This window comes from Amycolatopsis vastitatis, assembly GCF_002234595.1.
Classification (GTDB): Bacteria; Actinomycetota; Actinomycetes; order Mycobacteriales; family Pseudonocardiaceae; genus Amycolatopsis; species Amycolatopsis vastitatis.
This window is the reverse complement of record NZ_NMUL01000042.1, coordinates 215,220-241,512: the sequence shown is the minus strand read 5'-3', so window position 1 is coordinate 241,512 and position 26,293 is coordinate 215,220. Positions and strand designations below refer to the sequence as shown.

At 70.6% G+C, this 26,293-nt stretch carries 25 protein-coding genes; 10 read left to right on the top strand and 15 right to left on the bottom strand.

All coding sequences use genetic code 11. From position 1 onward, the window contains the following. Positions 1 to 10: 10 nt before the first annotated feature. Genes pgl through tkt form a run of 6 tightly spaced genes read right to left on the bottom strand, consistent with a single transcriptional unit; the run spans position 11 to position 8,198 of the window. A complete protein-coding gene (pgl, locus tag CF165_RS36265; RefSeq protein ID WP_093952093.1) occupies positions 11 to 790 on the bottom strand; it encodes a 6-phosphogluconolactonase in 780 nt (259 codons plus the stop codon). Beyond that, positions 787 to 1,815: a glucose-6-phosphate dehydrogenase assembly protein OpcA gene (gene opcA / locus CF165_RS36260; protein ID WP_093952112.1), complete on the bottom strand. Its 1,029-nt coding sequence runs from the start codon at positions 1,813 to 1,815 to the stop codon at positions 787 to 789. Before opcA ends, pgl begins: the two co-directional genes overlap by 4 nt. Further along, on the bottom strand, positions 1,812 to 3,335 hold the full coding sequence (zwf, locus tag CF165_RS36255) for a glucose-6-phosphate dehydrogenase (protein WP_093952092.1): 1,524 nt from the start codon (positions 3,333 to 3,335) through the stop codon (positions 1,812 to 1,814). Before zwf ends, opcA begins: the two co-directional genes overlap by 4 nt. Continuing rightward, the gene (locus CF165_RS36250; RefSeq protein WP_093952091.1) at positions 3,332 to 4,954 is read right to left on the bottom strand and encodes a phosphoglucose isomerase-related protein; all 1,623 of its coding nucleotides are present in this window, start codon (positions 4,952 to 4,954) and stop codon (positions 3,332 to 3,334) included. The genes zwf and CF165_RS36250 overlap by 4 nt, the downstream gene beginning before the upstream one ends. An 8-nt stretch (positions 4,955 to 4,962) precedes the next feature. After that, a complete protein-coding gene (tal, locus tag CF165_RS36245; RefSeq protein WP_093952090.1) occupies positions 4,963 to 6,075 on the bottom strand; it encodes a transaldolase in 1,113 nt (370 codons plus the stop codon). 14 nt (positions 6,076 to 6,089) lie between these two features. Next, positions 6,090 to 8,198, bottom strand: a complete 2,109-nt coding sequence (gene tkt / locus CF165_RS36240) for a transketolase (protein WP_093952089.1) — start codon at positions 8,196 to 8,198, stop codon at positions 6,090 to 6,092. A 293-nt stretch (positions 8,199 to 8,491) separates the two neighbouring features. On the opposite strand from tkt, the gene CF165_RS36235 reads away from it, so the two are divergent. From CF165_RS36235 to CF165_RS36220, 4 genes are all read left to right on the top strand, one after another. Next, a complete protein-coding gene (locus CF165_RS36235; protein ID WP_093952088.1) occupies positions 8,492 to 9,472 on the top strand; it encodes a heme o synthase in 981 nt (326 codons plus the stop codon). 173 nt (positions 9,473 to 9,645) lie between these two features. Beyond that, positions 9,646 to 10,077, top strand: a complete 432-nt coding sequence (locus CF165_RS36230; protein ID WP_205661060.1) for a hypothetical protein — start codon at positions 9,646 to 9,648, stop codon at positions 10,075 to 10,077. A gap of 57 nt (positions 10,078 to 10,134) precedes the next feature. Further along, positions 10,135 to 12,378: a HelD family protein gene (locus CF165_RS36225; RefSeq protein ID WP_167441665.1), complete on the top strand. Its 2,244-nt coding sequence runs from the start codon at positions 10,135 to 10,137 to the stop codon at positions 12,376 to 12,378. A 10-nt stretch (positions 12,379 to 12,388) separates the two neighbouring features. After that, complete coding sequence (locus CF165_RS36220) at positions 12,389 to 12,946, top strand: FKBP-type peptidyl-prolyl cis-trans isomerase (RefSeq protein ID WP_093952087.1); 558 nt, start codon at positions 12,389 to 12,391, stop codon at positions 12,944 to 12,946. A gap of 45 nt (positions 12,947 to 12,991) precedes the next feature. On the opposite strand, the gene CF165_RS36215 is transcribed toward CF165_RS36220, so the two are convergent. Further along, the gene (locus CF165_RS36215; RefSeq protein WP_093952086.1) at positions 12,992 to 13,960 is read right to left on the bottom strand and encodes a quinone oxidoreductase family protein; all 969 of its coding nucleotides are present in this window, start codon (positions 13,958 to 13,960) and stop codon (positions 12,992 to 12,994) included. 91 nt (positions 13,961 to 14,051) lie between these two features. On the opposite strand from CF165_RS36215, the gene CF165_RS36210 reads away from it, so the two are divergent. Beyond that, positions 14,052 to 14,342 (top strand): hypothetical protein, encoded by a 291-nt coding sequence (locus CF165_RS36210; protein ID WP_093952085.1) that lies wholly within the window; start codon positions 14,052 to 14,054, stop codon positions 14,340 to 14,342. After that, positions 14,339 to 15,199 carry an ATP-grasp domain-containing protein gene (locus CF165_RS36205; RefSeq protein ID WP_093952084.1) on the top strand — a complete coding sequence of 287 codons (861 nt, stop codon included), beginning with the start codon at positions 14,339 to 14,341 and terminating at the stop codon, positions 15,197 to 15,199. The genes CF165_RS36210 and CF165_RS36205 overlap by 4 nt, the downstream gene beginning before the upstream one ends. Here CF165_RS36205 and CF165_RS53500 read toward each other — a convergent pair whose 3' ends face one another. Continuing rightward, on the bottom strand, positions 15,200 to 15,322 hold the full coding sequence (locus tag CF165_RS53500; protein WP_276209749.1) for a hypothetical protein: 123 nt from the start codon (positions 15,320 to 15,322) through the stop codon (positions 15,200 to 15,202). Positions 15,323 to 15,557: 235 nt separating this feature from the next. Between CF165_RS53500 and CF165_RS36200 the strand changes: the two genes are divergently transcribed. Next, on the top strand, positions 15,558 to 16,709 hold the full coding sequence (locus CF165_RS36200) for a hypothetical protein (RefSeq protein ID WP_093952083.1): 1,152 nt from the start codon (positions 15,558 to 15,560) through the stop codon (positions 16,707 to 16,709). A gap of 37 nt (positions 16,710 to 16,746) precedes the next feature. On the opposite strand, the gene CF165_RS36195 is transcribed toward CF165_RS36200, so the two are convergent. From CF165_RS36195 to mptB, 7 genes are all read right to left on the bottom strand, one after another. Then, complete coding sequence (locus CF165_RS36195; protein ID WP_093952082.1) at positions 16,747 to 16,926, bottom strand: hypothetical protein; 180 nt, start codon at positions 16,924 to 16,926, stop codon at positions 16,747 to 16,749. 95 nt (positions 16,927 to 17,021) lie between these two features. Next, positions 17,022 to 17,951 (bottom strand): acyl-CoA desaturase, encoded by a 930-nt coding sequence (locus CF165_RS36190; RefSeq protein WP_093952081.1) that lies wholly within the window; start codon positions 17,949 to 17,951, stop codon positions 17,022 to 17,024. A gap of 63 nt (positions 17,952 to 18,014) precedes the next feature. Next, positions 18,015 to 18,980: a COX15/CtaA family protein gene (locus CF165_RS36185; RefSeq protein ID WP_093952080.1), complete on the bottom strand. Its 966-nt coding sequence runs from the start codon at positions 18,978 to 18,980 to the stop codon at positions 18,015 to 18,017. Positions 18,981 to 19,064: 84 nt separating this feature from the next. Beyond that, a complete protein-coding gene (locus CF165_RS36180; RefSeq protein ID WP_338023543.1) occupies positions 19,065 to 19,229 on the bottom strand; it encodes a hypothetical protein in 165 nt (54 codons plus the stop codon). A 123-nt stretch (positions 19,230 to 19,352) separates the two neighbouring features. After that, a complete protein-coding gene (locus CF165_RS36175) occupies positions 19,353 to 20,138 on the bottom strand; it encodes an ABC transporter permease (protein ID WP_093952078.1) in 786 nt (261 codons plus the stop codon). Further along, positions 20,135 to 21,061: an ABC transporter ATP-binding protein gene (locus tag CF165_RS36170; protein ID WP_093952077.1), complete on the bottom strand. Its 927-nt coding sequence runs from the start codon at positions 21,059 to 21,061 to the stop codon at positions 20,135 to 20,137. Before CF165_RS36170 ends, CF165_RS36175 begins: the two co-directional genes overlap by 4 nt. Before the next feature lie 6 nt (positions 21,062 to 21,067). Then, a complete protein-coding gene (gene mptB, locus CF165_RS36165) occupies positions 21,068 to 22,699 on the bottom strand; it encodes a polyprenol phosphomannose-dependent alpha 1,6 mannosyltransferase MptB (protein WP_093952076.1) in 1,632 nt (543 codons plus the stop codon). 181 nt (positions 22,700 to 22,880) lie between these two features. Between mptB and CF165_RS36160 the strand changes: the two genes are divergently transcribed. The 3 genes from CF165_RS36160 to sufD are packed head-to-tail and all read left to right on the top strand — an operon-like array spanning position 22,881 to position 26,277. Continuing rightward, positions 22,881 to 23,657 carry a helix-turn-helix transcriptional regulator gene (locus CF165_RS36160; RefSeq protein ID WP_093952109.1) on the top strand — a complete coding sequence of 259 codons (777 nt, stop codon included), beginning with the start codon at positions 22,881 to 22,883 and terminating at the stop codon, positions 23,655 to 23,657. After that, a complete protein-coding gene (gene sufB / locus CF165_RS36155; RefSeq protein WP_093952075.1) occupies positions 23,654 to 25,102 on the top strand; it encodes a Fe-S cluster assembly protein SufB in 1,449 nt (482 codons plus the stop codon). The genes CF165_RS36160 and sufB overlap by 4 nt, the downstream gene beginning before the upstream one ends. A 2-nt stretch (positions 25,103 to 25,104) precedes the next feature. Next, positions 25,105 to 26,277, top strand: coding sequence for a Fe-S cluster assembly protein SufD (gene sufD / locus CF165_RS36150; protein ID WP_093952074.1), 1,173 nt, complete (start codon positions 25,105 to 25,107; stop codon positions 26,275 to 26,277). Positions 26,278 to 26,293 lie beyond the last annotated feature (16 nt).

The following is a 26,293-nucleotide window of genomic DNA, read 5'->3' as shown; positions in this document are numbered from 1 at the left end:
ACGAAACAACTCAAGCCGTCGGCGGTTGGTACACCTTGGTCAGCTTGCCCGCCGCCGAGCGGTCGAGCAGCCACAACGTCCGCCGGTGCCCGCGGGCCCCGGCCACCGGGAGCTGGACCTCGCCGGCTCCTGCGAGGGCCAGTGCCACCGCGTCCGCCTTCGCCTCACCGGCCGTCATCAGCCAGACGTCCCGGGCCCGCCGAAGGGCAGGCAGCGTCAGCGAAATGCGCGTCGGTGGGGGCTTGGGGCAGTTGCGGACCGCCACCACCGAACGCTCCGTTTCGTACACCGCGGGCGACTCCGGGAACACCGACGCCGTGTGCCCCTCGCCGCCCAGACCCAGCAGCATGATGTCGAACGACGGCACGTCGCCGTGATCCTCCGGACCCGCGTTGGCCGCCAACACGTCGGCGTAAGCGGCTGCCGCGGCGTCCACGTCGTCGCCGAACTCGCCGTCCGACGGCGCCATCGCGTGGACGCGCTTCGGGTCGAGCGGGACGTGGTCGAGCAGCGCCTCGCGGGCCTGCTTCTCGTTCCGCTCGTCCGAATCGGCCGGGACGAACCGCTCGTCGCCCCAGTAGATGTCCAGGCGCGACCAGTCGATCGCGTCCCGGGCCGACGATGCCTGCAGCTCCGCCAGCACCGCGATGCCGGTGCCGCCGCCGGTGAGCACCAGCGACGCCGAGCTCTTGGCCGCCTGGACGTCCACCAGCCGCGTGACCAGCCGGGCGGCCGCGGCGGCCGCCAGCAGGTCCTGGTTCGCGTAGACGACGACTTCGGTCTTGCTCATGAAGCGCTCGTCTTCCGGTCCTTGGCGGGAGCGGGCGCGGCCGCCGCGGCGGCCGCGGCCGGCGACGTCACGTCGGCCTTCGGCGGGGTGCCGGTCTTGCCGTTCGTGCCCGAGGTGATCTTGGCCAGGCCGTGCAGCGAAGCCTCGTAGACCTCGTCCGGGTCGAGCCGGCGCAGCTCCTCGATCAGGCAGTCCTGGGTGCTCCGCCGCTGCAGCGCGATCCGCCGGGTCGGCTGGCCCGGCTGGGTCAGCGTGCCGACGCGCCCGTCCGGCCGGTGCAGCTCCACCGGCCCCGACTTGCGATCGAGCGTCACCGAGATGATCCCGGCCGCGCCCGAGCTCTTGACCCGCTTGACCGGCACCTTCAGGTACTCGGCCAGCCACGCGGCCAGCAGTTCGGTCGACGGCGAGTCGGCCTCGCCGGTCACCGTCGCGCCCGTGATCTTCTCGTACGGCGGCAGGTCCAGCGCCGAGACGAGCTGAGCGCGCCAGTGCGTCAGGCGCGTCCACGCCAGGTCGGTGTCGCCCTCGGTGTACGCCTTCGCCCGCGTGGTCAGCGCCTTGACCGGGTTCTTCTCCGCGGCCGAGTCGGTGATCCGGCGCTGGGCCAGCTCGCCGAGCGGGTCCTTGTCCGGGTCCTTCGGCCCGGCACCGGGCCACCAGCACACGATCGGCGCGTCCGGCAGCAGCAGCGGCACGACCGCGCTCTGGCCCTGGGAGGCCAGCGGGCCGTAGAGCCGCAGCACGATGACCTCGCTCGCGCCGGCGTCGCCGCCGACCCGGATCTGGCCGTCGATGCGCGGAGCCGCCGTGCGCGCGCCCTTGGCGACCACGATCACCCGCGACGGGTGTTCGCGGCTCGCGCCGTTGGCCGCTTCGATCGCCTCTTCGAGATGGGAGTCGTCGTCGGCGACGATCACCAGCGTCAGGACCCGCCCGAGCGCGACTTGCCCGCCCTGTTCGCGGATCTCCACCAGCTTCTTGTTGAGTGCCGAAGTCGTGGTGGACGGCAGGTCGATGATCACGGGCGCCTCCATTTCCGGCCGGTGCGCTCCAGCATTTCGTCGGCGGACGGCGGTCCCCACGTGCCCGGCGCGTACTGCTCGGGCGCGCCTTCCTTCGCCCAGTGCTCGAGGATCGGGTCGAGGATCTTCCAGGAGAGCTCGACCTCTTCGTTCACCGGGAACAGCGACGGCTCGCCGAGCAGGACGTCCAGGATCAGCCGCTCGTAGGCCTCGGGGGAAGACTCGGTGAACGCGTGGCCGTACCCGAAGTCCATCGTGACGTCGCGGACCTCCATCGTGGTCCCCGGCACCTTCGAGCCGAACCGCAGCGTGATGCCCTCGTCCGGCTGGACCCGGATGACCAGGGCGTTCTGCCCCAGCTCCTCGGTCGACGTCGAATCGAACGGCAGGTGCGGCGCCCGCTTGAACACGACGGCGATCTCGGTGACGCGGCGGCCGAGCCGCTTGCCGGTGCGCAGGTAGAACGGCACCCCGGCCCAGCGGCGGCTCTGCACCTCGAGGGTCACCGCGGCGTAGGTCTCGGTCTTCGAGTCCTTCGCGAAGCCCTCTTCCTGCAGCAGGCCGGGCACCTTCGTGCCGCCCTGCCACCCGCCGGCGTACTGGCCGCGGGCGGTGGTCTTGCTCAGCGGCCCGAGCGGTTTGGTGCCCGAGAGCACCTTGATCTTCTCGGCGCGCAGGGCCCGCGGGTCGAACGACAGCGGCTCCTCCATCGCGGTGAAGGCCAGCAGCTGCAGCAGGTGGTTCTGGATGACGTCCCGGGCGGCGCCGATGCCGTCGTAGTACCCCGCGCGCCCGCCGAGGCCGATGTCCTCGGCCATGGTGATCTGCACGTGGTCGACGTAGTTGGCGTTCCAGATCGGCTCGAACAGCTGGTTCGCGAAGCGCAGCGCCAGGATGTTCTGCACCGTCTCCTTGCCGAGGTAGTGGTCGATGCGGAACACCGACTCCTCGGGGAAGACGTCGTTGACGATCGCGTTCAGCTCTTCGGCGCTCTTCAGGTCGTGCCCGAAGGGCTTCTCGATGACGACGCGCCGCCAGGTCTTCTCGTCGGCGTTCGCCAGCCCCGAGCGGGCCAGCTGCTTGGTCACCACCGGGAACGCGCCGGGCGGGATCGACAGGTAGAACGCCGTGTTGCCGCCGGTGCCGCGTTCGGCGTCGAGGTCGCGGACCGTCTGCGCGAGCCGGTCGAACGCGTCGTCGTCGTCGAAGGTGCCCTGCACGAACCGGATGCCTTCGGCGAGCCGGTTCCACACCGACTCCTTGAACGGCGTCCGCGCGTGCTCCTTGACCGAGTCGTGCACGAGCTCGCCGAAGTCCTGGTGCTCCCAGTCGCGGCGGGCGAACCCGACGAGCGAGAAGCCCGCGGGCAGCAGCCCGCGGTTGGCCAGGTCGTAGATGGCGGGCATCAGCTTCTTGCGGGCCAGGTCACCGGTGACGCCGAAGATCACCAGGCTGGACGGCCCGGCGATCCGCGGGAGCCGCTTGTCCCGCGGATCGCGCAGCGGGTTGCTCCACGTCATGCGGAGACCTCCTGTACCGCGCGGACGACGGCCGCGAGGCCCGCGGCCCGGTCGGTCAGGTGCAGGCGCAGCACCGGGCGGCCGTGCTCGGCGAGCACCTGCCCGTCGCCGAGGGCCTGCGCGTGCTGCAGCTGCCCCAGCGTGTACGGCCGGTCCGGCACGTCGAGGTCGTGTTCGACCGCGCCGGTGAGCTGCAGGAAGACACCGTTCTGGTGCCCGCCCTTGTGGTACTGGCCGGTGGAGTGCAGGAACCGGGGACCCCAGCCGAACGTCGTCTGCTTGCCGGTGCGCTTGGCGATCTCGCCGCGCAGCACCGCCGTCGAGGCGTCGTCGAGCCGGTCGAGGTAGGCCTGCACCGCGATGTAGCCCGCGTCCGGTGCCGAAGCGAAGAACGCGCTCAGCACGTCGGTCAGGCTGCCGTCGGTGGAAACCCCGTCGCTGCCGAAGATCTCGACCGGGCCGTCCACATTGGACGCAGTCTCGCCGCCCTTCAGCTTCTCCGGGTCGTCCAGCAGCGCCCGGGCCGCCTTCTTCGCGGTCTCGACGTCGGGCTGGTCGAACGGGTTGATCCCGAGCAGCCGCCCGGCCAGCGCCGTGGCGAACTCCCAGAGCAGGAACTGCGCGCCGAGCGAGCCGGTGACGGCGATCTTCGCCGAACCCCGCGGGCTGCCGACCGCGGTGGCGGTGGCGTCGTCACGCGCGTCGGCGAAGCCGGCCGCGTCCGGGCCCTCCACCGCGACCGGCAGCAGGCCGGTGCCCTGCTTGCCGGTGGACTCCGCGATCAGCTGCTCCGCCCAGTCGGGGAAGCCCTTGATCCCGGAGCCGGTGTCGGCCAGCACGACCTTCTCGGCGCCGGCCTCGTGCGCCGCGGCCCACGCGGCGGCCAGCTTGACCGCCGGGTTGGCCACGTCGTCCGCGGCGAGCTCTTCGGCCACCGAAGCGGCCTGGTCGAGCAGCCGGGCGACGTCCGCGCCGGCGAGACCGGCCGGGACGAGCCCGAACGCGGTCAGCGCCGAGTAGCGGCCGCCGACGTGCGGGTCGGCGAGGAAGACCTTGCGGTATCCCTCCTTTTCGGACAGTTCCTGGAACGGCGAGCCCGGGTCGGTGACGACCACGATCCGCCGTGCCGCGTCGATCCCCGCGTCGGCGAACGCTTTCGCGAAGATCCGCCGGTGGCTGTCGGTCTCGACGGTGCCGCCGGACTTCGACGACACGACGATCACCGTGCGGTCGAGGTCGCCGGCCAGCGCGTCCGCGACCTGGCCCGGGTCGGTGGTGTCGAGGACGGTCAGCGCGACGCCGTCGGTCGCGGTGATCACCTCCGGCGCCAGCGACGAGCCGCCCATGCCGGCCAGCACGACCCGGTCGACGCCCTCGGACCGCAGCTCGGTCCGCAGCGCCTCGATCTCGCCGATCAGCGGCCGCGACGACTTGTGCAGCGTCGTCCACGACAGCCGGATCGACGCCTCGGATTCGGCGTCCGGCCCCCAGAGCGTCGCGTCCTGCGCCGCCAGCTTCGAAGCGGCTTGGTCGGCGACCAGCTGCTCGGCCAGCGGCGTGGCGCGCTCCGCCAGTGCGGCGTCCACGATCTCGACGCCGGTCTTTTCGCCTGTCGTCATGTCGTGCTTCAGCCCTTCGCCTGCTCGAGCTGCCCGTTCACGGTGTCCAGGAGCTCGGTCCACGACTTCTCGAACTTCTCGACGCCCTCGTTCTCCAGCGTGAGGAAGACGTCGCGGATGTCGATGCCGACGGCCTCGAGCTTGTCGAAGACCTCCTGCGCGTCCTTGCCGTGGCCGCTGACCCGGTCGCCCTTGAGGTCAGCGTGCTCGGCGACGGCGTCGAGGGTCTTCTCCGGCATGGTGTTGACGGTGTTCTTCACCACGAGGTCGTCGACGTAGAGCGTGGGGGAGTAGTCCGGGTTCTTCACCCCGGTCGACGCCCACAGCGGGCGCTGCGCGTTGGCGCCGTCGGCCGCGAGGGCCTTCCAGCGGTCCGAAGCGAACAGCTCCTCGAAGGCCACGTAGGCGAGGCGGGCGTTGGCGACGGCGGCCTTGCCGCGCAGCGCCAGGGCCTCGTCGGTGCCGATGGCTTCCAGGCGCTTGTCGATCTCGGTGTCCACGCGGGACACGAAGAACGACGCGACCGAGTGGATGCCGCGCAGGTCGTGGCCGTTGGCCTTGGCCTGCTCCAGCCCGGTGAAGAAAGCCTCGATGACCTTCTTGTAGCGCTCGACCGAGAAGATCAGCGTGACGTTGACGCTGATGCCTTCGGCCAGCGTGGCGGTGATCGCCGGCAGGCCCTCTTCGGTCGCCGGGATCTTGATCAGCACGTTCGGCCGGTCGACGGTCTTCCACAGGTCCTTCGCCTCGGCCACCGTCTTGTCGGTGTCCTTGGCCAGCCGCGGGTCGACCTCGATGGAGACGCGGCCGTCGACGCCGTTCGTGGCGGTGTAGACGTCGCGGAACAGGTCCGCGGCGTTGCGCACGTCGGTCGTCGTCAGGTCGCGGATGGTCGCCTCGACGTCGGCGCCCTGGGCCGCGAGCTCCCGCGTCCGCTCGTCGTAGGCGTCGCCCTTCGACATCGCGTTGGCGAAGATCGTCGGGTTGGTCGTCACGCCCACGACGTGCTTGTCGCGGATCAGCTCGGCCAGGTTGCCGGTGTTCAGTCGTTCACGCGAAAGGTCGTCGAGCCAGATCGATACACCGGCTGCGGACAGCTGCGCGAGCTTGTCGTTGCTCATTACTGTCATCTCCTTCAGGAGTTCTTGGTGTTGGCGATCGAGCGGCGGGCCGCCTCGACGACTGCTTCCGCGGTGAAGCCGAACTCACGGAACAGCGTGGCGGCATCGGCGGAGGCGCCGAAGTGCTCGATCGAAACGTTCACCCCGGCGTCACCGGTGAAGCGGTGCCAGGACTGGGCGATACCCGCCTCGACCGACACTCGCGCCTTCACCGACGGCGGGATCACCGAGTCGCGGTACGCCTGGTCCTGCGCGTCGAACCACTCGACGCACGGCATCGAGACCACCCGGGCGGCGATCCCGTCCGTGGCCAGGGTCTTGGCGGCTTCGACGGCCAGCTGGACCTCGGAACCGGTCGCGATGAGCACCACGTGCTCGTCGTCCGCCTTGCCGTAGTCGGCCAGGACGTACCCGCCCTTGGCGACGCCTTCGGCGCTGGTGCCCTCGAGCACCGGCACGTTCTGGCGGGTCAGCGCCAGGCCGGACGGGTGGTGGATGTCCTCCAGGACCGCCTTCCACGCGTATGCGGTCTCGTTGGCGTCCGCCGGGCGGACGACGTTGAGGCCCGGGATCGCGCGCAGCGCGGAGAGCTGCTCGATCGGCTGGTGCGTCGGGCCGTCCTCGCCGAGGCCGATCGAGTCGTGCGTCCACACGTAGGTGACCGGCGCCTTCATCAGCGCGGCCAGCCGGACCGGCGGGCGCATGTAGTCGGAGAAGATGAGGAACGTCGCGCCGTACGGGCGGGTGCCGCCGTGCAGCGCGATCCCGTTGAGGATCGAGCCCATGGCGTGCTCGCGGACGCCGAAGTGCAGCGTCCGGCCGTACGGGTTCGCCTGCCACATGTCGGTGGCGGCCTTCTCGGGACCGAACGAGTCGGCGCCCTTCATCGTCGTGTTGTTGCTCTCGGCCAGGTCGGCCGAGCCGCCCCACAGCTCCGGCAGCGGCTCGGCGAGGGCGTTGAGCACCTCACCGGAGGCCTTGCGGGTCGCGATGCCCTTGGCGTCCGGCTCCCACTTCGGCAGGTTGTCGGCGAAGCCCTCGGGCAGCGTGCGGGTGGCCATCCGGTCGCCGATCTTCTTGCGCTCCGGGTTGGCCCGGCCCCAGGCCTCGTACTTCTCCTGCCACTCCGCGTGCGCGGTCTTGCCGCGCTCGAGCGCCTGGCGGGTGTGCTTGAGCACGTCGTCCTCGACCTGGAACGACTGCTCCGGGTCGAAGCCGAGGATCTCCTTGACCGCGGCGACCTCTTCGGCGCCCAGCGCGGCGCCGTGCGCCTTGCCGGTGCCCATCTTCTTCGGGGCCGGGTAGCCGATGACGGTCCGCAGCGCGATGAACGACGGCCGCTGCGTCTCGGCCTTGGCGGCCTTGATGGCCTCCTCGATCGCGACGACGTCCTCGCCGCCCTCGACGACCTGGGTGTGCCACCCGTAGGCCTCGTAGCGCTTCACGGTGTCCTCGGACAGCGCGATGTTCGTGTCGTCCTCGATCGAGATCTTGTTGTCGTCGTAGAAGACGATCAGGTTCCCCAGCTCCTGGCGGCCCGCGATGGACGAGGCCTCGGAGGTGACGCCCTCTTCGATGTCGCCGTCGGAGGCGATCACGAAGATGTGGTGGTCGAAGATGCTCTCACCGGGCGCGGCGTCCGGGTCCAGCAGGCCGCGCTCACGGCGGGCGGCCATCGCCATGCCCACGCCGTTCGCCAGGCCCTGCCCGAGCGGGCCGGTGGTGGTCTCGACGCCGTCGGTGTGGCGGTACTCGGGGTGACCCGGGGTCTTGGAGCCCCACTTGCGCAGCTGCTTGAGGTCCTCCAGCTCGAGGCCGTAGCCGGCGAGGAACAGCTGGATGTAGAGGGTCAGGCTGGAGTGCCCGGCCGAGAGGATGAACCGGTCGCGGCCCGGCCAGTGCTGGTCGCTCGGGTCGTGCCGCATGGCGCGCTGGAACAGCGTGTAGGCCAGCGGCGCCAGGCTCATCGCGGTGCCGGGGTGGCCGCTGCCACAGTTCTCCACGGCGTCGGCGGCGAGCACCCGGACGGTGTCCACGGCGCGGGTGTCGGTGTCGGTCCAGTCGGCGGGCGTGTTGCGCCGGAGGAGTGGGTTGTTCTCGCTGGTAGTGGCGGTTTCGGACACTGAACTCCAACTCCCGGTCATGATGGTTGCGGCTGGTCTTCCTCGTTCCGGTTACCCGTGCGCGGGGTCATCTATCTCAATCGATCCCGAAGGGACGATATTCCTGCTCGCGACCCTGCGCAGGGGCAATCGCGGCCCGTCGCGGCCAGCCTAGTGCTTGGACCGGTCGAGGACCCGCGATCACCCACGGGATTCACCACGTCTAACATCGTTCGAGGGTTCAGTAGGGCTGGTTCATCGGCACCATCCGCCTACCCGGACTGGCCCGGCCCGAACCTGACGCAGGGAGTGAAATGTCGTTGGTGAACGCTGCGCACGGACGCAGTGACGACACCAGCGCCGTGCACCCGACCGGTGAACGACCGCACGGTGACCGGCGAAGCTTCCGCCAGGTCGTCGGCGCCTACGCCGCGCTGGCGAAGCCGCGGGTCATCGAGCTCCTCCTGGTGACCACCATCCCGGCGATGTTCCTCGCCGGCCGTCAGATCCCGTCGCCGTGGCTGGTCCTGGCCACGCTGGTCGGCGGGACGATGGCCGCGGGCAGCGCGAACGCGCTCAACTGCGTGATCGACGCGGACATCGACAAGGTGATGAACCGCACGAAACGCCGTCCGCTGGTGAAGGACTCGGTGCCCCGCCGCGGCGCGCTGGTCTTCGGCCTCGTGATGGGCGTCGCCTCGTTCGTCGTGCTGTATTTCACGGTGAACCTGCTCTCGGCGGTCCTCGCGATCGCGACGATCCTCTTCTACATCTTCGTCTACACGCTCGGCCTGAAGCGGCGCACGTCACAGAACGTGGTCTGGGGCGGCGCGGCGGGCTGCATGCCGGTCGTGATCGGCTGGGCGGCCGTCACCGGCACCGTGCAGTGGCCGGCGTTCGTGATGTTCGGCGTGATCTTCTTCTGGACGCCGCCGCACACGTGGGCGCTGGGCATGAAGTACCGCGACGACTACGAGCGCGCCGGCGTCCCGATGCTGCCGGTGGTCGCCACCGCCGAGCACGTCGCCCGCCAGATCGTCATCTACTCGTGGGTGATGGTGGCCTGGACGCTCCTGCTGCTCCCGGTGACGTCGTGGCTGTACGGCACGTTCGCGATCCTCGCGGGCGGCTGGTTCCTCTTCTACGCCCACAGCCTGCAGGCCGCGGTGCGGCGCGGGGAAGAGACCAAGCCGATGGCGCTGTTCCACCGCTCGAACACGTACCTGATGATCGTGTTCGTGGCCCTGGCCGTCGACTCGGCGATCGGCCTGCCGACCCTCGGCCTGCCGTTCTGAATCCGGGTCTGAGACGGATCGGGACCGCGGTCACCGCGGTCGTCGTCCTGGGCCTGCTGGTCCTCCTCGGCCACGGGAAGCTCCCGGCCCTGGACGAAAGCCTGCTCACCGGCGGCTGCGCCATCCCCTCGCGGATCACGGCCCTGCCGGGGCCGGCTCCGGACGGCGGTGACGTGCGGGTCGTCGAGCAGGGACCGGGCGCCGCGGTGCTGGAGAACACGAGCACCCTGGCCGCCTACCGGATTCCCGTGACGTCCGGCACCCGGACCGTCGAGGTGCCGGTGCTCACCCCGGGACAGCGGATCGGCGTCGTGCTCGACCGGCCCGCGCTCGGCCCGGTGATCTGGCTCGCGCCCGAGGCTCTGGGCGGGTTCACCCCCGTGACCGCCACCGTCGTGCCGGGCGGGATCCGCTACCGCTCCGGCAACTGCCGGGCGCTGACCAGCCGTGGTGCCGCGGTGCTCTTCCGCGATACTTCCGGGCGGATCACCGGCGGTGAACAGCTGCCCCCGGCGAGCGTGTCGTGCGCGACGGGGGAGCGGGAGCTGCCCGTCGCCGTGCGGTCCGCCGAGGTCTACCCGTACTGCGACCTCCGGCCGGAATGATCGCGCGCCGGGCGTCGTTGAACGTCGTTGGCTCTTTTCCCTTGAGGCGAAAGCAGGATGCTCTTGTCCGTCTCCTCGGACGACTTCACCGCCGAGCTCGCTCGCGAGCAGGCGTACGTCACGACCCTCTACGCGAAGCTCGACGCCGAGCGGCTCGAAGCCCAGCGGCGCCTCGACGAGACCCTGCGCCGGACCGGCGGCACCCCGCAGGCCCGCACCGAGCGCGACGTCGCCACGACCCTCTACACCGACCGGCTCGCCCAGCTCGGCTCGGTCGAGCAGGGCCTGGCCTTCGGACGGCTCGACTTCGTCCCCGAAAGCGCCGAAGAGACGACCTACATCGGCCGGCTCGGCCTGTTCGACGAAGACGCCGACTACCAGCCGCTGCTCGTCGACTGGCGGGCGCCGGTCGCCCGGCCGTTCTACCTCGCCACCGCCGCGTCGCCCGAGGGGGTGCGGCGGCGACGGCACCTGCGGTCGCTGAGCCGCAAGGTGACCGGCTTCGACGACGAGATCCTCGACCTCACCGCCGCCGACCAGGGCCAGGACCTCGGCCTGGCCGGCGAAGCCGCGCTGCTGGCCGCGCTGGAGCAGCGGCGCACGGGTGAGATGAGCGACATCGTCGCGACCATCCAGGCCGAGCAGGACCGCATCATCCGCGCGCCGCTGGGCGGCGTCATGGTCGTGCAGGGCGGGCCGGGCACCGGCAAGACCGCCGTCGCGCTGCACCGCGCGGCCTACCTGCTCTACACGCACCGCCAGCAGCTCACCACCCGCGGCGTGCTGGTCGTCGGGCCGAACAGCACGTTCCTGCGCTACATCGGCCAGGTGCTGCCGTCGCTCGGCGAGACCGGCGTGCTGCTCGCCACCATCGGCCAGCTCTACCCGGGCCTGGACGCCGACGGCGCCGAGCCGCGGGAGGCGGCCGAGGTCAAGGGCCGGCTGGTGATGGCCGAGGTGCTCGCCAACGCCGTCCGCGACCGCCAGCGCGTGCCCGAGCCGGTGTGTGAGATCGAGTACGAGCACGACGTGCTGCGGCTGGATCGCAAGACCTGCACCGACGCCCGCACCCGGGCCCGCCGGTCGCGGCGCCCGCACAACCCGGCGCGGCGCCTGTTCGTCTCCGACGTCCTCGACGCGCTGACCCGCCAGGCCGCCCGCAAGCTGGGGGAGGACCTCCTCGACGGGCAGGACCTGGCCGACATCCGGGCCGAGCTGGCCGCGGACGAAAACGTCGCCGCGGCGTTGGATTCGCTGTGGCCCGTGCTGTCGCCGGAAGGCGTGCTCGACGACCTGTTCGCCGACCGCGAACGCCTCTCGCGAGCGGCTGGGAAGCTGCTTCCGTCGTCGGACCAGGCCCTTCTCGAGAGTGGCCGCGACGCTCGCTGGACCCCGGCCGACGTGCCGCTGCTCGACGAGCTGGCCGAGCTGATCGGCGTCGACGACACCGAGGCCCGCGTCGAGCGCAAACGCCGTGAGCGCGAGGACCGCGCGTACGCCGAGGGCGTGCTCGACATCCTCGAACAGGACGAAGAGATCATCGACGAGGAGCTGCTGCGCGTCTCCGACGTCCTCGACGCCGAGCTGTTCGCCGAACGCCAGCAGGAGCGCAGCGAGCTGACCGCCGCCCAGCGGGCCGCGCAGGACCGGACCTGGACGTTCGGGCACGTGATCGTCGACGAGGCCCAGGAGCTGTCGGCGATGGACTGGCGGCTGCTCATGCGGCGCACGCCGAACCGCTCGATGACGCTGGTCGGCGACGTCGCCCAGACCGGCGCGGCGGGCGGGGCGCGGTCGTGGGGCGAGGTGCTCTCGCCGTACGTCGAGGACCGGTGGCGGCTGGAAGAGCTGACGGTGAACTACCGCACCCCCGCCGAGATCATGGCGGTCGCCGCGCGGGTGCTCGCGGAGATTTCGCCTTCCCTGTCGGCGCCCTCCTCGGTGCGGGAGACGGGCGTCCCGCCGTGGTCGGTGCGCGCCCCCGTCTCGGAGCTGCCCGGTCTGGCGGCGCGCGAGCTGTCCGAAGTGGACGGTGGCACGGTGGCGGTCCTGGTCCCGCCCACGCGCCTCGACGAGGTCTCGGCGCTGCTCGGCTCGTACGACGAGCGGCTGAGCGTGCTGACGGTGGAGCGCTCGAAGGGCCTGGAGTTCGACTCGGTGGTGCTGGTCGCGCCGGACGAGGTCGTGGCGGGGTCGCCGCGCGGCCTCAACGACCTGTACGTGGCCCTGACGCGGGCGACCCGGCGGCTCGGCGTGGTCTCCACCGGTGACGAAGTTCCGGCACTCTCCGTGCTTGGTTAGGGTGCCTCGCATGCAGAAGATCGGGAAGATCGTGGTCGTCGCCGTGGCGGCGCTGTCGCTGGCCGCGTGCGGCCAGGACGCCAAGACCGGGACGGCCGCCCCGGCGGGGCCCTCCGTACCGCCGTCGAATGCGGCGCAGGCGCCCCAGAGCAAGGGCCGCGAGTGCACCGCGGAGGACATCAAGACGACGGGGAAGTTCGGCGAAAAGCCCGAAATCACCATCCCGGACGACTGCGACCCGCCGAAGAAGCTGATCACCAAGGACCTGTCCGAGGGCACCGGCGACGGCGCGAAGGCCGGCCAGAAGCTCCAGATGAACTACCACTTGGTGACGTGGTCGGACAAGCAGGTGCTCGACAGCTCGTTCGGCCGGGAGCCGTTCGCCCTCGTCCTCGGCGCCGGCAAGGTCATCCCGGGCTGGGACCAGGGCCTGGTGGGCATCAAGCAGGGCGGCCGCCGGCTGCTGATCATCCCGCCGGACCTCGCGTACGGCGACGGCGGCGGGCAGATGAAGCCGAACGAGACGCTGGTGTTCGTCACCGACGCCGTGTCGGTCGCCGCCGCCTGACGTGCGTGAAGGCCACTTCGTCGATCGAGGTGGCCTTCACGGCGTTCAGGGGATGAGCAGGAGCTTGCCGGTGGTGCGGCGGGCCTGGAGGTCTTCGTGGGCCTTGCGGGCGTCGGCGAGCGGGTACTTGCCGCCGATGCGGACGTTCAGCTCGCCCGCGAGGATCGCGTCGAACAGCTCCTTCGAACGCCAGTCGATCTCCTCGCGCGTGCGCGTGTAGTGCCCGGACGTCGGGCGCGTCAGGTAGAGCGAGCCGCCGGAGTTGAGGCGCTGCGGGTCGAGCGGCGGCACCGGGCCGCTGGACGCGCCGAACAGCGCCAGCAGGCCGCGGACCTTCAGGCTGGCCAGGCTGCCGTCGACGGTGTCCTTGCCCACGCCGTCGTAGACGACGTCGACGCCTTCGCCGCCGGTCAGCTCGCGGGTGAGCTTCGCGAAGTCCTCCCGGTCGTAGCGGATCACCTCGTCGGCGCCGGCTTCGCGGGCGAGCTTCGCCTTCTCGTCGGTCGACACCGTGCCGATCACGCGCGCGCCGCGGGCCTTCGCCAGCTGCACCAGCAGCAGGCCGACGCCACCGGCGGCCGCGTGCACCAGCACGTCGTGGCCCGGCCTGACCTCGAACGTCGAGGCGACCAGGTAGTGGGCGGTGATGCCCTGCAGCATCGTCGCGGCCGCGGTCTCGAGGGAGACGCCTTCGGGCACCTTCACCGCGACCGACGCGGGCACGACCTTGCGGGCCGCGTAGCTGCCGATCGACCCCTGCCAGGCGACGCGGTCGCCGGGCTCGAAGCCGCTGCCGGCGCCCGCCTCGACGACCGTGCCGGCGCCCTCGAGACCGAGCACGACCGGCAGCTCCATCGGGTAGATGCCCTGCCGCTGGTAGGTGTCGATGTAGTTGACCCCGGCCGCCGCGACGTCGACCAGCAGTTCGCCGGCCTGCGGGGCGCGGACGTCCACTTCGGCCGGTTCGAGCACTTCCGGGCCGCCGGTCTTCGTCACCTGCACTGCGGTGGGCATGGGTCCTCCTCGGATCGGGTTCTCCCGGTGCAACTATGGCCGACGCCACGCTGTTCCGCGTTCCGTCCGCTCTTTCGTTAGGGTTCGGGACGTGGAAGAGACTGTTTCGCCGACCAGCGCGCAGCTGGGCGCGGCCCGCAAGTTCGTGAAGGCGCACGGCAAGCCGTCCCGCGCGGTGGTGGAGAACATCGGCCGGGCGGGCGCCCGGGTCGTGCTCGTGGGCGCGGACGGCGCGCTGGGCGACGTCGTGGTGCCTTCGGTGGCGACCGGCGAGGCGCTGGTCGAGGCGGTCGAGGACCTCTCGCCGGCGACCTGGGACGCGGAGACGGTCAACCAGGCGAAGATCGGCCCGGAGCACCGCCGCAAGATGGCGGGCAAGTGAGCCGCACCGCGATCCTGGTCAGCTGCAAGGAGCTCCCTTCGGGTGACGGCGACGACGACGCCGTGGTGCCCGCCCTGACTTCACTGGGCTTCTCGGTGTCATGGGCGGCGTGGGATTCTTCGTTGGACTTCTCGTCGGCGGACGCGGTGATCCTGCGCGCGACCTGGGATTACGCGGCCCGGCGCCCGGAGTTCCTCGCGTGGTGCGAGTCGGTGCCGACCCTGCTCAACTCCGCCGACGTCGTCCGGTGGAACACGGACAAGTCGTACCTGGTGGAGTTGCTGGACGCGGGCCTGCCGGTGGTCCCGACTTCCCTGGTTTCGCCGGGTGACGCGGTTCGGTTCCCGTCATCGGAGTTCGTGGTCAAGCCCTCGGTGGGCGCGGGCTCCCGCGGAGCGGCCCGCTTCGCGGCCGGCGCCGACGCGTCCGCCCACGTGGCCGCGCTCCACGCCGAGGGTCACACGGCGATGATCCAGCCGTACCAGTCCAGTGTGGACACCGAGGGTGAGCTGGCCCTGGTGTACTTGGGCGGGATCTACTCACACGCCTTCGCGAAGGCTGCGATGCTTGGGTCCACAATGGACGGCTCGGGGTTGTACCTGACGGAGGAGCTGGCTCCGGCCTCGCCCTCCGCCGACGCCGTGGCGCTGGCGGAGGACGTCCTCGATGTGGCCTCGGCGTTGCTGGGGATCCTGCGGGCCGAGCTGCTGTACGCCCGGGTGGACGTGGTGCGCGGCGCGGACGGCAAGCCGTTGCTGCTGGAGCTGGAGCTGACGGAGCCGTCGCTGGGCTTCCGCCAGACGGACCCGGCCGCGGCGACGCGGTTCGCCTCGGCGGTACGGCAGCAACTGGCGTAGTCACCGGGCCGCCTGCTGTACGGCGGCGAGCACGAGAGCGACGATCGCGCCGATCGTGGTGACGGCCAGCGAACCGGTGATCAGGTAGAGCCCGCCGATCCCGGTCAGGCCGGCTTTGATCAATTCCCGGGGACCACGACCCGGCGTGGGTTTGCTTGTCCTGCCCTTGGTCACTGTGCTACCACCTTATTGGTGTACTAGTACGCCTCGGGTAATGGTGACCGGTGACAAGTCCGATCGGAACTGATCTTTTCTTTTCGGGTCAGGTTTTTCGTTGTCGGACGAATGTCGCCGCAGGTCCAGCTGTTGTCCGGGTTTGTCGAGAATTGTCGATCTTCGTCGGGTAGCGGAGGACGCCATGACCATCCGGACGGACAGTGAACCGGTTGACGAGCCGAATTCGCTCGCGGAAGTCGAAGCCGCGCTGCGCTGGCTGGCCACTCGCAAGGACGGCGAGCTGCTTCGATTCTTCCGCGAGGCGGTCAAAGAACCGGCGAGCGAATCGGCAACCGTGCTCCGCTCCCTGGTGGCGCCGACGGAATCGTTGATCGGCGAGTCGGCCGAGTCGCGGGTGTTCGCCGTGTGGGGCCTGATCGTCGACGAGATCGGCTCAGCCGGAAGCTCCCGCCACCGCTACACGTTGATGGCGGCGTTCCGGGTGCCGCCGGCGCCCGGCGGCACCGTCTGGAAGGTGACGCTCAGCGACCGCTTCCGGCAGCTGGTGCTGTTGCCGGGCATCTTCGGCGATCCGCCTCCCACCACCGCCACTCCGATGCACCAGGCCTGGCGGCGGGCGCTCAAAGCGTTGGCCGCCCGCCTCTCGCAGAAACTGGTTTCGCTGGAGGAGCCGGACTGGCGGCCGTACATCAGCATCGGCCGGGCGGCGGCGGAGGTCTTGGACGAGCGCGTCGCCTGGCGGGCTCGTCCTGCCTCGAAAGGGGCGCAGCCGGTGTTCGCGGAGCGCATGCTCGTCACGGCGGTCATGCGCCGCCGAACGGTGTGGCGCCGGATCACCGAACGCGACATCGTCGCCTGTGAGGACGGTGTCGACGACTATGTCGTCCAGGCTCGCAACGGCTGGACCCACACCCCGGAAGACCTCCTGGTCACGGCCCTTTGGGCGTGTCGCGTGGTCGGTGCGTATCCGGGTGACCGGGGAGTGGCGCGCCTGCGCTTTCGCCGAACGCTTCGGAAGGGCGAGCGCTACGCTTTCGTATCCGAGGCGCTCGACGAACGGCTCGACGAGGGACACCGGTGGGTCGATGTCGACGTGGACCACCACGGCATTGCGCCCGGCGGCCTGACCATCCAGCTGACCTTCGACCCGGACTGTCTTCCCGAGGCATGCTGGTGGTACGCGGAACAACTCGAGTTCGAGCGGAGGTGCCAACCTCCGGATGGCGATCCGCGCCTGCTCCCCATCGAGGACGGGTTCGTCCGGCACACCTTTTTCGACGGGTGCCATCCGCGGGAGAGCTACGGCATTGCGTTCAAGTGGTCGCCCTCGTGACCGACGCGAAAGCACGCCGGTCACGGGAGAGGCTTCCCTAGTCGACGATGACCGAGTTGCCGGTGCTGCCGCCCCCGCCACCACCTGCGGTGGGGTCCGCAGGTTTGTGGGCGATCGACGTCAGAGCGATGGCTGCGGCCGCTGCGAAGATCAGAGCGGCCGCCGCAATGATCCGCCGGTTCTTGCCGCGCTCTTTGTTGGTGCTGTGCTTGCCCATGAGGCTCCTTCTGTGGTCGGAAGTCGGCCCACAGTAAAAGGAAGCAGTCGACACGATCGAGCGTGTGATCTCTCTTTCGTGTCGTCGTAGGCAGGTTAAGCTGATGTGCTCGCCCGCTTGGCGGCCAGCCGCTCCACCCGCGGCCACCGCACATCCGTCGCCCACCCCAGCCGCTCGAAAGCCCAGATGAGCCGCGCCGAAATGTCCACCTGCCCGCGCAACACCCCGTGCCGCGCGCACGTCGGGTCGGCGTGGTGCGAGTTGTGCCACGACTCGCCCATCGAGAGCACCGCCAGCGGCCAGAAGTTCGCCGCCTTGTCGCGGCTCGCGAACGGGCGCTCGCCGATCAGGTGGCACACCGAGTTGACCGACCACGACACGTGGTGCAGGAACGCGATGCGCACCAGGCCCGCCCAGAAGAACGCCGTCACCGCGCCCCACCACGACCAGGTCAGCAGGCCGCCCAGAACCGCCGGGAGAGCCAGGCTCGCCGTGATCCACAGCCAGAAGTAGCGGTTCACCCAGCGCAGGTCCGGGTCGGCCACCAGGTCAGGGGCGAACCGGTCCGCGTTGGTCACCTCGCGGCCGAACATCCAGCCCATGTGCGCGTGCCAGAACCCCTTCAGCAGCGCCGACGGCGACGTGCCGAACAGCCACGGCGAGTGCGGGTCGCCCTCGCGGTCGGCGAACGCGTGGTGGCGGCGGTGGCTGGCCACCCAGAAGATCACCGAACCCTGGACCGCCATGCTGCCCGCGATGGCCAGTACCACCCGGAGGGGACGCGACGCCTTGAACGCGCCGTGCGTGAAGTAGCGGTGGTAGCCGACCGTCACCCCGAGCGTCGCGAAGACGTAGAACACCGCTGCGAGGATCAGATCCACCCAGGTCATGCCCCAGCCCCAGACCAGCGGGACCGCGACGAGGAGTGCCGCGAACGGCACCAGCAGGAAGGTCTTGAGCACGATCATCTCGCCGGTCCCCCGGCGGTGGGAGATGAGCGGCTTGGGCGCGGTGCGCGACGTCATGGCGCGAACAGTAACCCACGGGCGAAACGGGCACGCCGACGCGGAGTTAAGCCCGCGTTGCCGTCAGGCGGCGGTGAGCTCGCGGGGCGCCGGGGCCAGGGAAGTCACCGGGCCGCGGTCGCGGCTCGCCGTCCACAGTGACGCCGTCGCGATGATGACCGCCATCGCGCCGAGGACGTGGAACGACACCATCGCCTCCGGCACGCCCAGCGCGTACTGCAGCGAGCCGAGGCCACCCTGGGCCAGGGCCACCACCCAGACCACGGTGTAGTGCCGCCACAGGCTCTTCGGCGCGCCGACGCGCATCAGCTGGAGGCCGAACACCGCGAGCAGCAGCAGGTAGAGCACGAGGAGCCCGCCGTGGACCTGGGCGAGCGCCTCGACCGGGAGGGCGAGGCGGTGGGTGTTGAGGTCGCCGCTGTGCGGGCCGGCGCCGGTCACCGTGGTGCCGGCCGCGAGGACGAGCCACATCACGGCCGCGAGGGCGACCAGGACCCCGCGGCCGGACGCCGGGACCAGCGGGCGGGCGGGCTCGTCGCCTTCGCGGAACGCGCGCAGCAGCAGGACGGCGAGCCAGACGAGCGGGGTCGTCGCGAGGAAGTGGATCGCGACCGTCCACCACTCCAGCTTCGCGAGCACGGTGAACCCGCCGACGACGGCCTGCAGCACGACGCCGCCGGGCATCGTCCAGGCCAGCTTCACCAGGCGCTTCCGGCTCGGGTGGTCGATCTGCACGCGCCACGCCGTGATGACGGCGACCGCGGCGACAGCGATGACGACGCCGGTCAGCATCCGGTTGCCGAATTCGATCCACTGGTTGAGCGCGTGGATGCCGGGGTGGTCCACCGGCACCAGGCTGCCGGCGACGCACTCCGGCCACGTCGGGCAGCCGAGCCCCGACCCGGTGACGCGCACGATCGAGCCGGTGACGCCGATCAGCGCCTGCGCGAGGACCGCGGCGATCCCGACGGCCCGCTGCACGGCGGCGGAGGGAAACGGCAGACGAGCGACAAGGCTGGTGAACGGCACGGCTTCGATGGTAGAGCGCGCCGGAATCACGCTTTCGGCAGGTCCCGGCGCCCAGAACGGCTCAACCGGCGCAAGGGACCAAGGTCACTCGGTTTTCTTGGCCTTCTTCTGGAACAGACCCGCCGACTGCGCGCCGATGCCGCCGATCAGCAGCACCGCGATGGGGGCCGTCTTGATCCAGAAGGCGCCCGCGCCGGCCTTCGCGAGGACGACGATCAGCCCGATCGCCACGGCCAGCAGGAGAAGCATGATCAAGACCACGCGCGTTTTCGAAACCAATGTGATGCCCCCTCGGGTGCGGAACCGGACCGAAGGAGCTTCTCAGGATTGCCAGGGGACCACGAGGTCAGTTTTACCGTCCAAACAGGACGCTCAGGTGAGTTTGGTCGTCCGTGAAGCCACCACACCCGCCAGAACCGCCCAAACCGCGAGCACCGCGAGCGGCCCGGGCGCGAACGAACCGTCCACCAAAGCCGCCCGCATGCCCTCCGCCAGCGCACCCGACGGCAGCAGCTCGACGACCACCGCGAGGCCCGAAGGCAGCGAAGACGGCGCCAGCAGGATCCCGCCGGCCAGGAGCAGGACGAACCAGACGATGTTCGCCAAAGCCAGCACCGCTTCGGCCCGTAGTGCGCCACCCAGCAGCACGCCCAGGGCGCCGAACGCCAAAGTCCCCAGCACCAGCAGAAGAACGGCCGAGAAAAGCCCGGAAACCGAGGGCGACCAGCCCAGGAACGCCGCCACCACGCCGATGATCACCGATTGGAGCGCGACGACCAGCAGCGCCGCCGACAGACGTCCGGCCACCAGCAGCCATCGCGGCAACGCCGTCGCCGAGAGGCGCTTCAGCACTCCGTAGCGCCGGTCGAAGCCCAGGGCGATCGCCTGACCGGTGAACGCCGACGACATCACCGCCAGCGCCAGGATCCTCGGCGTGATCCAGTCCACCTTGGACGTCGAGCCCAGCGAAGACGCCGGCAGGATGTCCAGCAGCGACAACCCGATCAGCAGCGCCAGCGGGATCAGCAGCGTCAGCAGGACCTGCTCGCCGTGGCGCAACGTCAGGCTCGCCTCGACCCGCGCGTGCGTGCGCAGCATCCGGCCCAGCGAGCCGCGTCCGGGCGCCGGGGTGAAGACCCCCGGCTCGAAACCGGTCATGCGCGCAGCTCCCGTCCGGTCAGCTCGAGGAAGACCTCTTCGAGCGTCCGCCTGCCGACCTGCAGCTCCTCCGCGAGCACACCCTGCTGCGCACACCACGCCGTGACCGTCGACACCACCTGCGGGTCCACCGAGCCCGCCACCACGTAGGTCCCGGGCGCCGACTCGTGCACCGCGTAACCCTCCGGGAGCGCCGCCGTCAGCAGCGCCGTGTCGAGCCGGGTTCGGGCCTTGAACCGCAGCCCCGCGTTGCCGCTTTCGTCCACCGTCAACGACTGGGGCGCGCCCGAGACCACCACCTTGCCGTGGTCCACGATCACCACCGTGTCGGCCAGCGCCTCGGCCTCCTCCATCAGGTGGGTCGTCAGCAGCACCGAGACGCCGTCGCGGCGCAACGCCCCCAGCAGGTCCCACACCAGGCGCCGGGCCTGAGGGTCCATGCCGGCGGTCGGCTCGTCGAGGAACACCAGCTCCGGCCGCCCGATCAGGGCGCAGGCCAGGGAAAGCCGCTGCTGCTGGCCGCCGGAGAGGCGCTTGAACGGCGTCCGGCGCACCGGGGCCAGCCCGAGGACGTCCAGCAGCCAGCCCTGGTCCAGCGGCGACGCCGCGCACGACGCGACCAGCCGCAGCATCTCGTCGGCTCGCACGCCCGGGTAGGCGCCGCCGCCCTGGGGCATGATCCCGATGCGGGGACGCAGCGCCGCGGAGTCGCGCACCGGGTCCAGGCCGAGCACGCGCACCGTGCCGGCGTCAGGCCGCAGGAAGCCTTCGCAGACCTCGACGCTGGTGGTCTTGCCGGCCCCGTTCGGGCCGAGCAGGGCCAGCAGGCTGCCGCGCTCCATCCGCAGGTCGAGACCGTCGACCGCGCGGGTGGAGCCGTAGTTCTTGACCAGCCCGCTGATCTCGACGGCAGGGACACTCACATCGGGTCACGATACGGCGTCGGCAGCCGCGGGCACCCGCGGGGACGCCCGGGTGAGCAACACGGGAGCAAGCCGCCGCACGACCAGCATCCCCGCGCCGCACACGACGATCGCCGCGCCGTAGGCGAACGGCAGCACGTACGGGCGGCCGTCGAAGGTGCTGCCCGTCGGGGGGAGCAGGAACGGCAGGGCGGCCGAGAGCACCGCCGCCGCCACCCGGAACCGGGACGTCCCGGCCGCGGCCGCCAGGGGGATCACCGCCCACAGCACGTACCAGGGCTGCAGGTTGATCTGCAGGATCATCACCGCGCCCAGGGAGACGCCGAGGCCGATGATCGGCCGGTAGCGCCACTTGAAGCTGTCCCACAGGAACTTGACCGTGATCGCGACCGCGACGACGTAGCCGAGCACGCCGAGGATCGGCACCAGCCCGTCGGTGTGGTTGCCGAGCCCGAGCGCGATGCCGAGGACGCCGGAGAGGTTGGCCAGCTCGGCGGTGGGGGAGATCCAGGAACGGACCAGGCCGGGTGTGTTGAACGTCGCCCCGAACCAGCCGAAGCCGAGCCCGGTGCCGAAGCAGACGGCGACCAGGACCACGCCGAACCACAGGGCCATCGGCGCGCCGGTCAGGAAGAGGTCCTTGAGCCTGCCGTGCCACCGCCGCGCCACCATCACCGCGAAGAACGGCAACGCGAACACCGCCGGCATCTTCACCGCGACGCCGAGGGTGATGATCGCGACGCCGATCCCGATGTACAGCAGCTCGCCGCGGGCCAGTGGCGGGGGCGTGTCGCCCTTGACCCGGATCGGCATCCGGGAGAGGCCGACCTCCAGCCCGGCGAGCATCAGGCCGATCGCGAGCGCGTCGTTGTGGGCGCCGGCGACGAAGTGGAAGATCAGCAGCGGGTTGGCGGCGCCGAGCCACAGCGCCGTCGCGGGCTGGACGCCGAAGCGGCGGGCCAGCCGGGGCAGCGCCCAGACGATCAGGACCACGCCGACGAGGGCGAGCGCGCGCTGCAGCAGCACGCCCATGGCGATGCTGTTGCCCGAGAGCGGCGCGAGCCAGCCACCCAGGCGCAGCACCACCGGCCCGTACGGGGCCGGCGTCTCGCGCCACATGTTCGACACGCCCGCGGTGAACTTGTCCGCGACGCCGAGGGCCTGCGCCGGCCCGAGGGTGTAGGGGTCCATCCCGCGGTGCACGATCTCGCTCTGCGCCAGGTAGCTGTAGACGTCGCGGGAGAACAGCGGCGGGATCACCAGCAGCGGCAGCACCCACAGGGCGATCGTGCGGGCGAGCTGGCCCTGCGACGCGAGCCGGGTGCGGCTCGGCTGGGCGAACCGCCCGAGCATCAGCCAGCTGAGCACCAGGATGCCCATCCCGGAGATGGCGATGGCCAGCGAAACCGTCGGGATCCGGGCGAACAGCCGCAGCACCGGGATCTCCTGCACCGGGTTGATCACCGGGGCGGCGCCGGCGCCGAGCGCGCCGACCGCGAGGAACAGCGAGCCGACCGTGCCGAAGCGGCGGACGACGTTCAGCCCGCGCTGCTCGTCGGCCTCCAGGGGGAGCGGGGCGCGGGGGCGGACGGGGGACAGCGTCACCGCGTGCGCACGCTCGGTGGTGAGCTGCGCCACTTGCTGGTCCTGCTGTCCGGGATGTTCACCCAATTCGCCCACGGCCACGTCTGCAGGGTATCGGTGCCGCCCCGGCGTGAGTCGGGTCACTGCCGGACACCCCGCCTTTGCCGACCACGGGGAAATAAGACACACTTGTGTTGTGAAAAAGACGGAGGCGGGTGACCCGGCGGGCGGCGACATGCCGCGTGCCCCGCATCCGCACGTTCCGTCGCAGGTCAGCGCCGAGGGCAAGACCCGGCACGAGGTCGCCCGGCTGCTGCTGGAGCAGGGTCCCATGACCGCCGTCGTGGTCGCCGAGCAGCTCGGGATCAGCCCCACCGCCGTCCGGCGGCACCTGGACGCGCTTCTCGCGGACGGCGAAGCCGAGACGCGGGACGCGCCGCGCCGAGGACCCCGTGGCCGGGGCCGCCCGGCGAAGCTCTTCCTGCTGACCGAGCCCGGCCGCGCCCGCTTCGGGCACGCCTACGACGATCTTGCCGTGTCCGCCATCCGCTTCCTCGCCGAGCACGCCGGCGAAGACGCCGTACGCGCCTTCGCCGAGCGCCGCATCGAGAAGCTCGTCGGGCCGCATCGCCCGGCGATCACCGGGTCGAGTGATCCCGCGGCCCGCGCGGAGGCCCTCGCGACCGCCCTGACCAGGGAGGGCTACGCTGCGTCGACCCGTCAGGTCGGCGCTCCGGCACCGGGCCAGAACGTAGGGGCCCAGCTCTGCCAGCACCACTGTCCGGTCGCCCACGTGGCCGCGGAGTTCCCGCAGCTGTGCGAGGCCGAGACGGAGGCCTTCGCGAAGCTGCTGGGCACCCACGTCCAGCGGCTGGCGACCATCGCGCGCGGTGACTCCGCGTGCACCACCCACGTACCCGTCTCGACGGGTAACCCGGCCCATCCCGAGCCGGAAAGCACGGTGCCCTCTGGGCGCACAGCACGGATCCCGAATGGAGGGAAACCCGCATGACTGCCGCTGCCGAGCAGCGCACTCCCACCACCGCGCCACTGAGCCAGGAAGAGACCATCGAGTCCCTTGGCAAGTACGCGTTCGGCTGGGCCGACTCCGACGAGGCGGGCGCCAGCGCCCGTCGCGGGCTGAACGAAGATGTCGTCACCGACATCTCCGGGAAGAAGTCCGAGCCGGAGTGGATGCGCGAAGCGCGACTGAAGGCGCTCAAGCTCTTCGAGAAGAAGCCCATGCCCAACTGGGGGGCCGACCTCTCCGGGATCGACTTCGACAACATCAAGTACTTCGTCCGCTCCAGCGAGAAGCAGGCGGCGAGCTGGGAAGACCTTCCCGAGGACATCAAGAACACGTACGACAAGCTGGGCATCCCCGAGGCGGAGAAGCAGCGTCTCGTCGCCGGTGTCGCGGCGCAGTACGAGTCCGAGGTCGTCTACCACTCCATCCGCGAGGACCTCGAGAAGCAGGGCGTGCTCTTCCTGGACACCGACACCGCGCTGCGCGAGCAGCCGGAGCTGTTCCGGGAGTACTTCGGTTCGGTCATCCCGGCCGGCGACAACAAGTTCTCCGCGCTGAACACGGCGGTCTGGTCCGGCGGCTCGTTCATCTACGTGCCGAAGGGCGTGCACGTGGACATCCCGCTGCAGGCCTACTTCCGGATCAACACCGAGAACATGGGCCAGTTCGAGCGCACCCTGATCATCGTCGACGAAGGTGCGTACGTGCACTACGTCGAGGGCTGCACGGCGCCGATCTACCAGTCCGACTCGCTGCACTCGGCGGTCGTGGAGATCATCGTCAAGAAGGGCGCCCGCTGCCGCTACACGACCATCCAGAACTGGTCGAACAACGTCTACAACCTGGTCACCAAGCGCGCCAAGTGCGAAGAGGGCGCGACCATGGAATGGATCGACGGCAACATCGGTTCCAAGGTGACGATGAAGTACCCGTCGGTGTTCCTCATGGGCGAGCACGCCAAGGGCGAGGTCCTGTCGGTCGCGTTCGCGGGCGAGGGCCAGCACCAGGACGCGGGCGCCAAGATGGAGCACCTCGCGCCCTACACGTCCTCGACGATCGTGTCGAAGTCGGTGGCGCGCGGCGGCGGCCGGACGTCGTACCGCGGCCTGGTCCGCGTGGCGAAGCGGGCGCACCACTCGCGCTCCAGCGTCGTCTGCGACGCGCTGCTGGTGGACACGATCTCGCGCTCGGACACGTACCCGTACGTGGACATCCGCAACGACGAGGTATCCATGGGCCACGAGGCCACGGTGTCCAAGGTCAGCGAGGACCAGCTGTTCTACCTGATGTCGCGCGGCCTCGACGAGGCCGAAGCGATGGCGATGATCGTGCGCGGCTTCGTCGAGCCGATCGCCCGTGAGCTGCCGATGGAGTACGCGCTCGAGCTGAACCGCCTGATCGAGCTCCAGATGGAAGGGTCCGTCGGCTAGTCATGTCGGTTACCGAGAACAACGTTTCCGAGGCTCTTCGCGAGGGGGCCGTCATTCCGGCGGCCTCCCGCGCGGAGCGCTTCACCTCCTACGACGTCGAGGCCTTCGAGGTCCCCGGCGGCCGTGAGGAGAACTGGCGCTTCACCCCGATGAAGCGCCTTCGCGGCCTTCACGACGGCAGCGCCACCGCGACCGGCGAGATCACCGTCGACGTCGAGGCCGCGCCCGAGCTGAAGATCGAGACCGTCGGCCGCGACGACGCCCGCCTCGGCGAGGCCGGCGTGCCGAGCGACCGGATCGCCGCGCAGGCGTACTCGTCCTTCAAGCAGGCCACCGTCGTGACGGTGCCGAAGGAGACGAAGGCGTCGAAGCCGTCCGTGCTGCGGATCCACGGCCCGGGCGAGGGCCAGGTCGCGTACGGGCACCTGCAGGTCCGCGCCGAGGCGTTCGCCGAAGCCGTGGTCGTGCTCGACCACGTCGGCTCCGGCACCTACGCCGACAACGTCGAGTTCGTCATCGGCGACGGCGCCAAGGTCACCGTGGTCAGCGTCCAGGACTGGGCCGACGACGCCGTCCACGTCTCCGAGCAGCACCTGAAGCTGGGCCGCGACGCCGCGCTGCGGCACACCGTGATCACCCTCGGCGGCGACCTGGTCCGCGTCTCGCCGACGGCGACCTTCGCCGACAAGGGCGGCGACGTCGAGATGCTCGGCGTCTACTTCGCCGACAAGGGCCAGCACCAGGAACACCGGCTCTTCGTCGACCACGCCGTGCCGAACTGCAAGTCCCGCGTGATGTACAAGGGCGCGCTGCAGGGCGACGAGGCGCACACGGTCTGGATCGGCGACGTCCTGATCCGCGCCGCGGCCGAGGCCACCGACACCTACGAGCTCAACCGCAACCTGGTGCTCACGCCGGGCGCGCGCGCGGACTCGGTGCCGAACCTCGAGATCGAGACCGGCGAGATCGAGGGCGCCGGCCACGCGAGCGCGACGGGAAGGTTCGACGACGAGCAGTTGTTCTACCTGCAGTCGCGCGGGATCGCCGAAGAAGCCGCCCGCCGGCTGGTCGTGCGCGGGTTCTTCCACGAGATCCTGGTGAAGATCGACGTCCCCGAGGTGCGCGAGCGCCTCGAAGCCGCGATCGAGGCCGAGCTCGAAGCCGTTGGCGCCTGACGCCGTCCACCACAGA

What these genes read in the sequence shown, in the direction of transcription:
- CF165_RS36225 (WP_167441665.1), top strand. Translation starts at nt 10,135, where the DNA reads ATGCTCTTGTCCGTCTCCTCGGACGACTTCACCGCCGAGCTCGCTCGC.
- CF165_RS36250 (WP_093952091.1), bottom strand. Translation starts at nt 4,954, where the DNA reads ATGACGACAGGCGAAAAGACCGGCGTCGAGATCGTGGACGCCGCACTG.
- sufD (WP_093952074.1), top strand. Translation starts at nt 25,105, where the DNA reads ATGTCGGTTACCGAGAACAACGTTTCCGAGGCTCTTCGCGAGGGGGCC.
- CF165_RS36235 (WP_093952088.1), top strand. Translation starts at nt 8,492, where the DNA reads ATGTCGTTGGTGAACGCTGCGCACGGACGCAGTGACGACACCAGCGCC.
- CF165_RS36220 (WP_093952087.1), top strand. Translation starts at nt 12,389, where the DNA reads ATGCAGAAGATCGGGAAGATCGTGGTCGTCGCCGTGGCGGCGCTGTCG.
- CF165_RS36215 (WP_093952086.1), bottom strand. Translation starts at nt 13,960, where the DNA reads ATGCCCACCGCAGTGCAGGTGACGAAGACCGGCGGCCCGGAAGTGCTC.
- CF165_RS36175 (WP_093952078.1), bottom strand. Translation starts at nt 20,138, where the DNA reads ATGACCGGTTTCGAGCCGGGGGTCTTCACCCCGGCGCCCGGACGCGGC.
- zwf (WP_093952092.1), bottom strand. Translation starts at nt 3,335, where the DNA reads ATGACGTGGAGCAACCCGCTGCGCGATCCGCGGGACAAGCGGCTCCCG.
- sufB (WP_093952075.1), top strand. Translation starts at nt 23,654, where the DNA reads ATGACTGCCGCTGCCGAGCAGCGCACTCCCACCACCGCGCCACTGAGC.
- CF165_RS36180 (WP_338023543.1), bottom strand. Translation starts at nt 19,229, where the DNA reads ATGCTTCTCCTGCTGGCCGTGGCGATCGGGCTGATCGTCGTCCTCGCG.
- CF165_RS36190 (WP_093952081.1), bottom strand. Translation starts at nt 17,951, where the DNA reads ATGACGTCGCGCACCGCGCCCAAGCCGCTCATCTCCCACCGCCGGGGG.
- pgl (WP_093952093.1), bottom strand. Translation starts at nt 790, where the DNA reads ATGAGCAAGACCGAAGTCGTCGTCTACGCGAACCAGGACCTGCTGGCG.
- tal (WP_093952090.1), bottom strand. Translation starts at nt 6,075, where the DNA reads ATGAGCAACGACAAGCTCGCGCAGCTGTCCGCAGCCGGTGTATCGATC.
- CF165_RS36160 (WP_093952109.1), top strand. Translation starts at nt 22,881, where the DNA reads ATGCCGCGTGCCCCGCATCCGCACGTTCCGTCGCAGGTCAGCGCCGAG.
- CF165_RS36195 (WP_093952082.1), bottom strand. Translation starts at nt 16,926, where the DNA reads ATGGGCAAGCACAGCACCAACAAAGAGCGCGGCAAGAACCGGCGGATC.
- CF165_RS36200 (WP_093952083.1), top strand. Translation starts at nt 15,558, where the DNA reads ATGACCATCCGGACGGACAGTGAACCGGTTGACGAGCCGAATTCGCTC.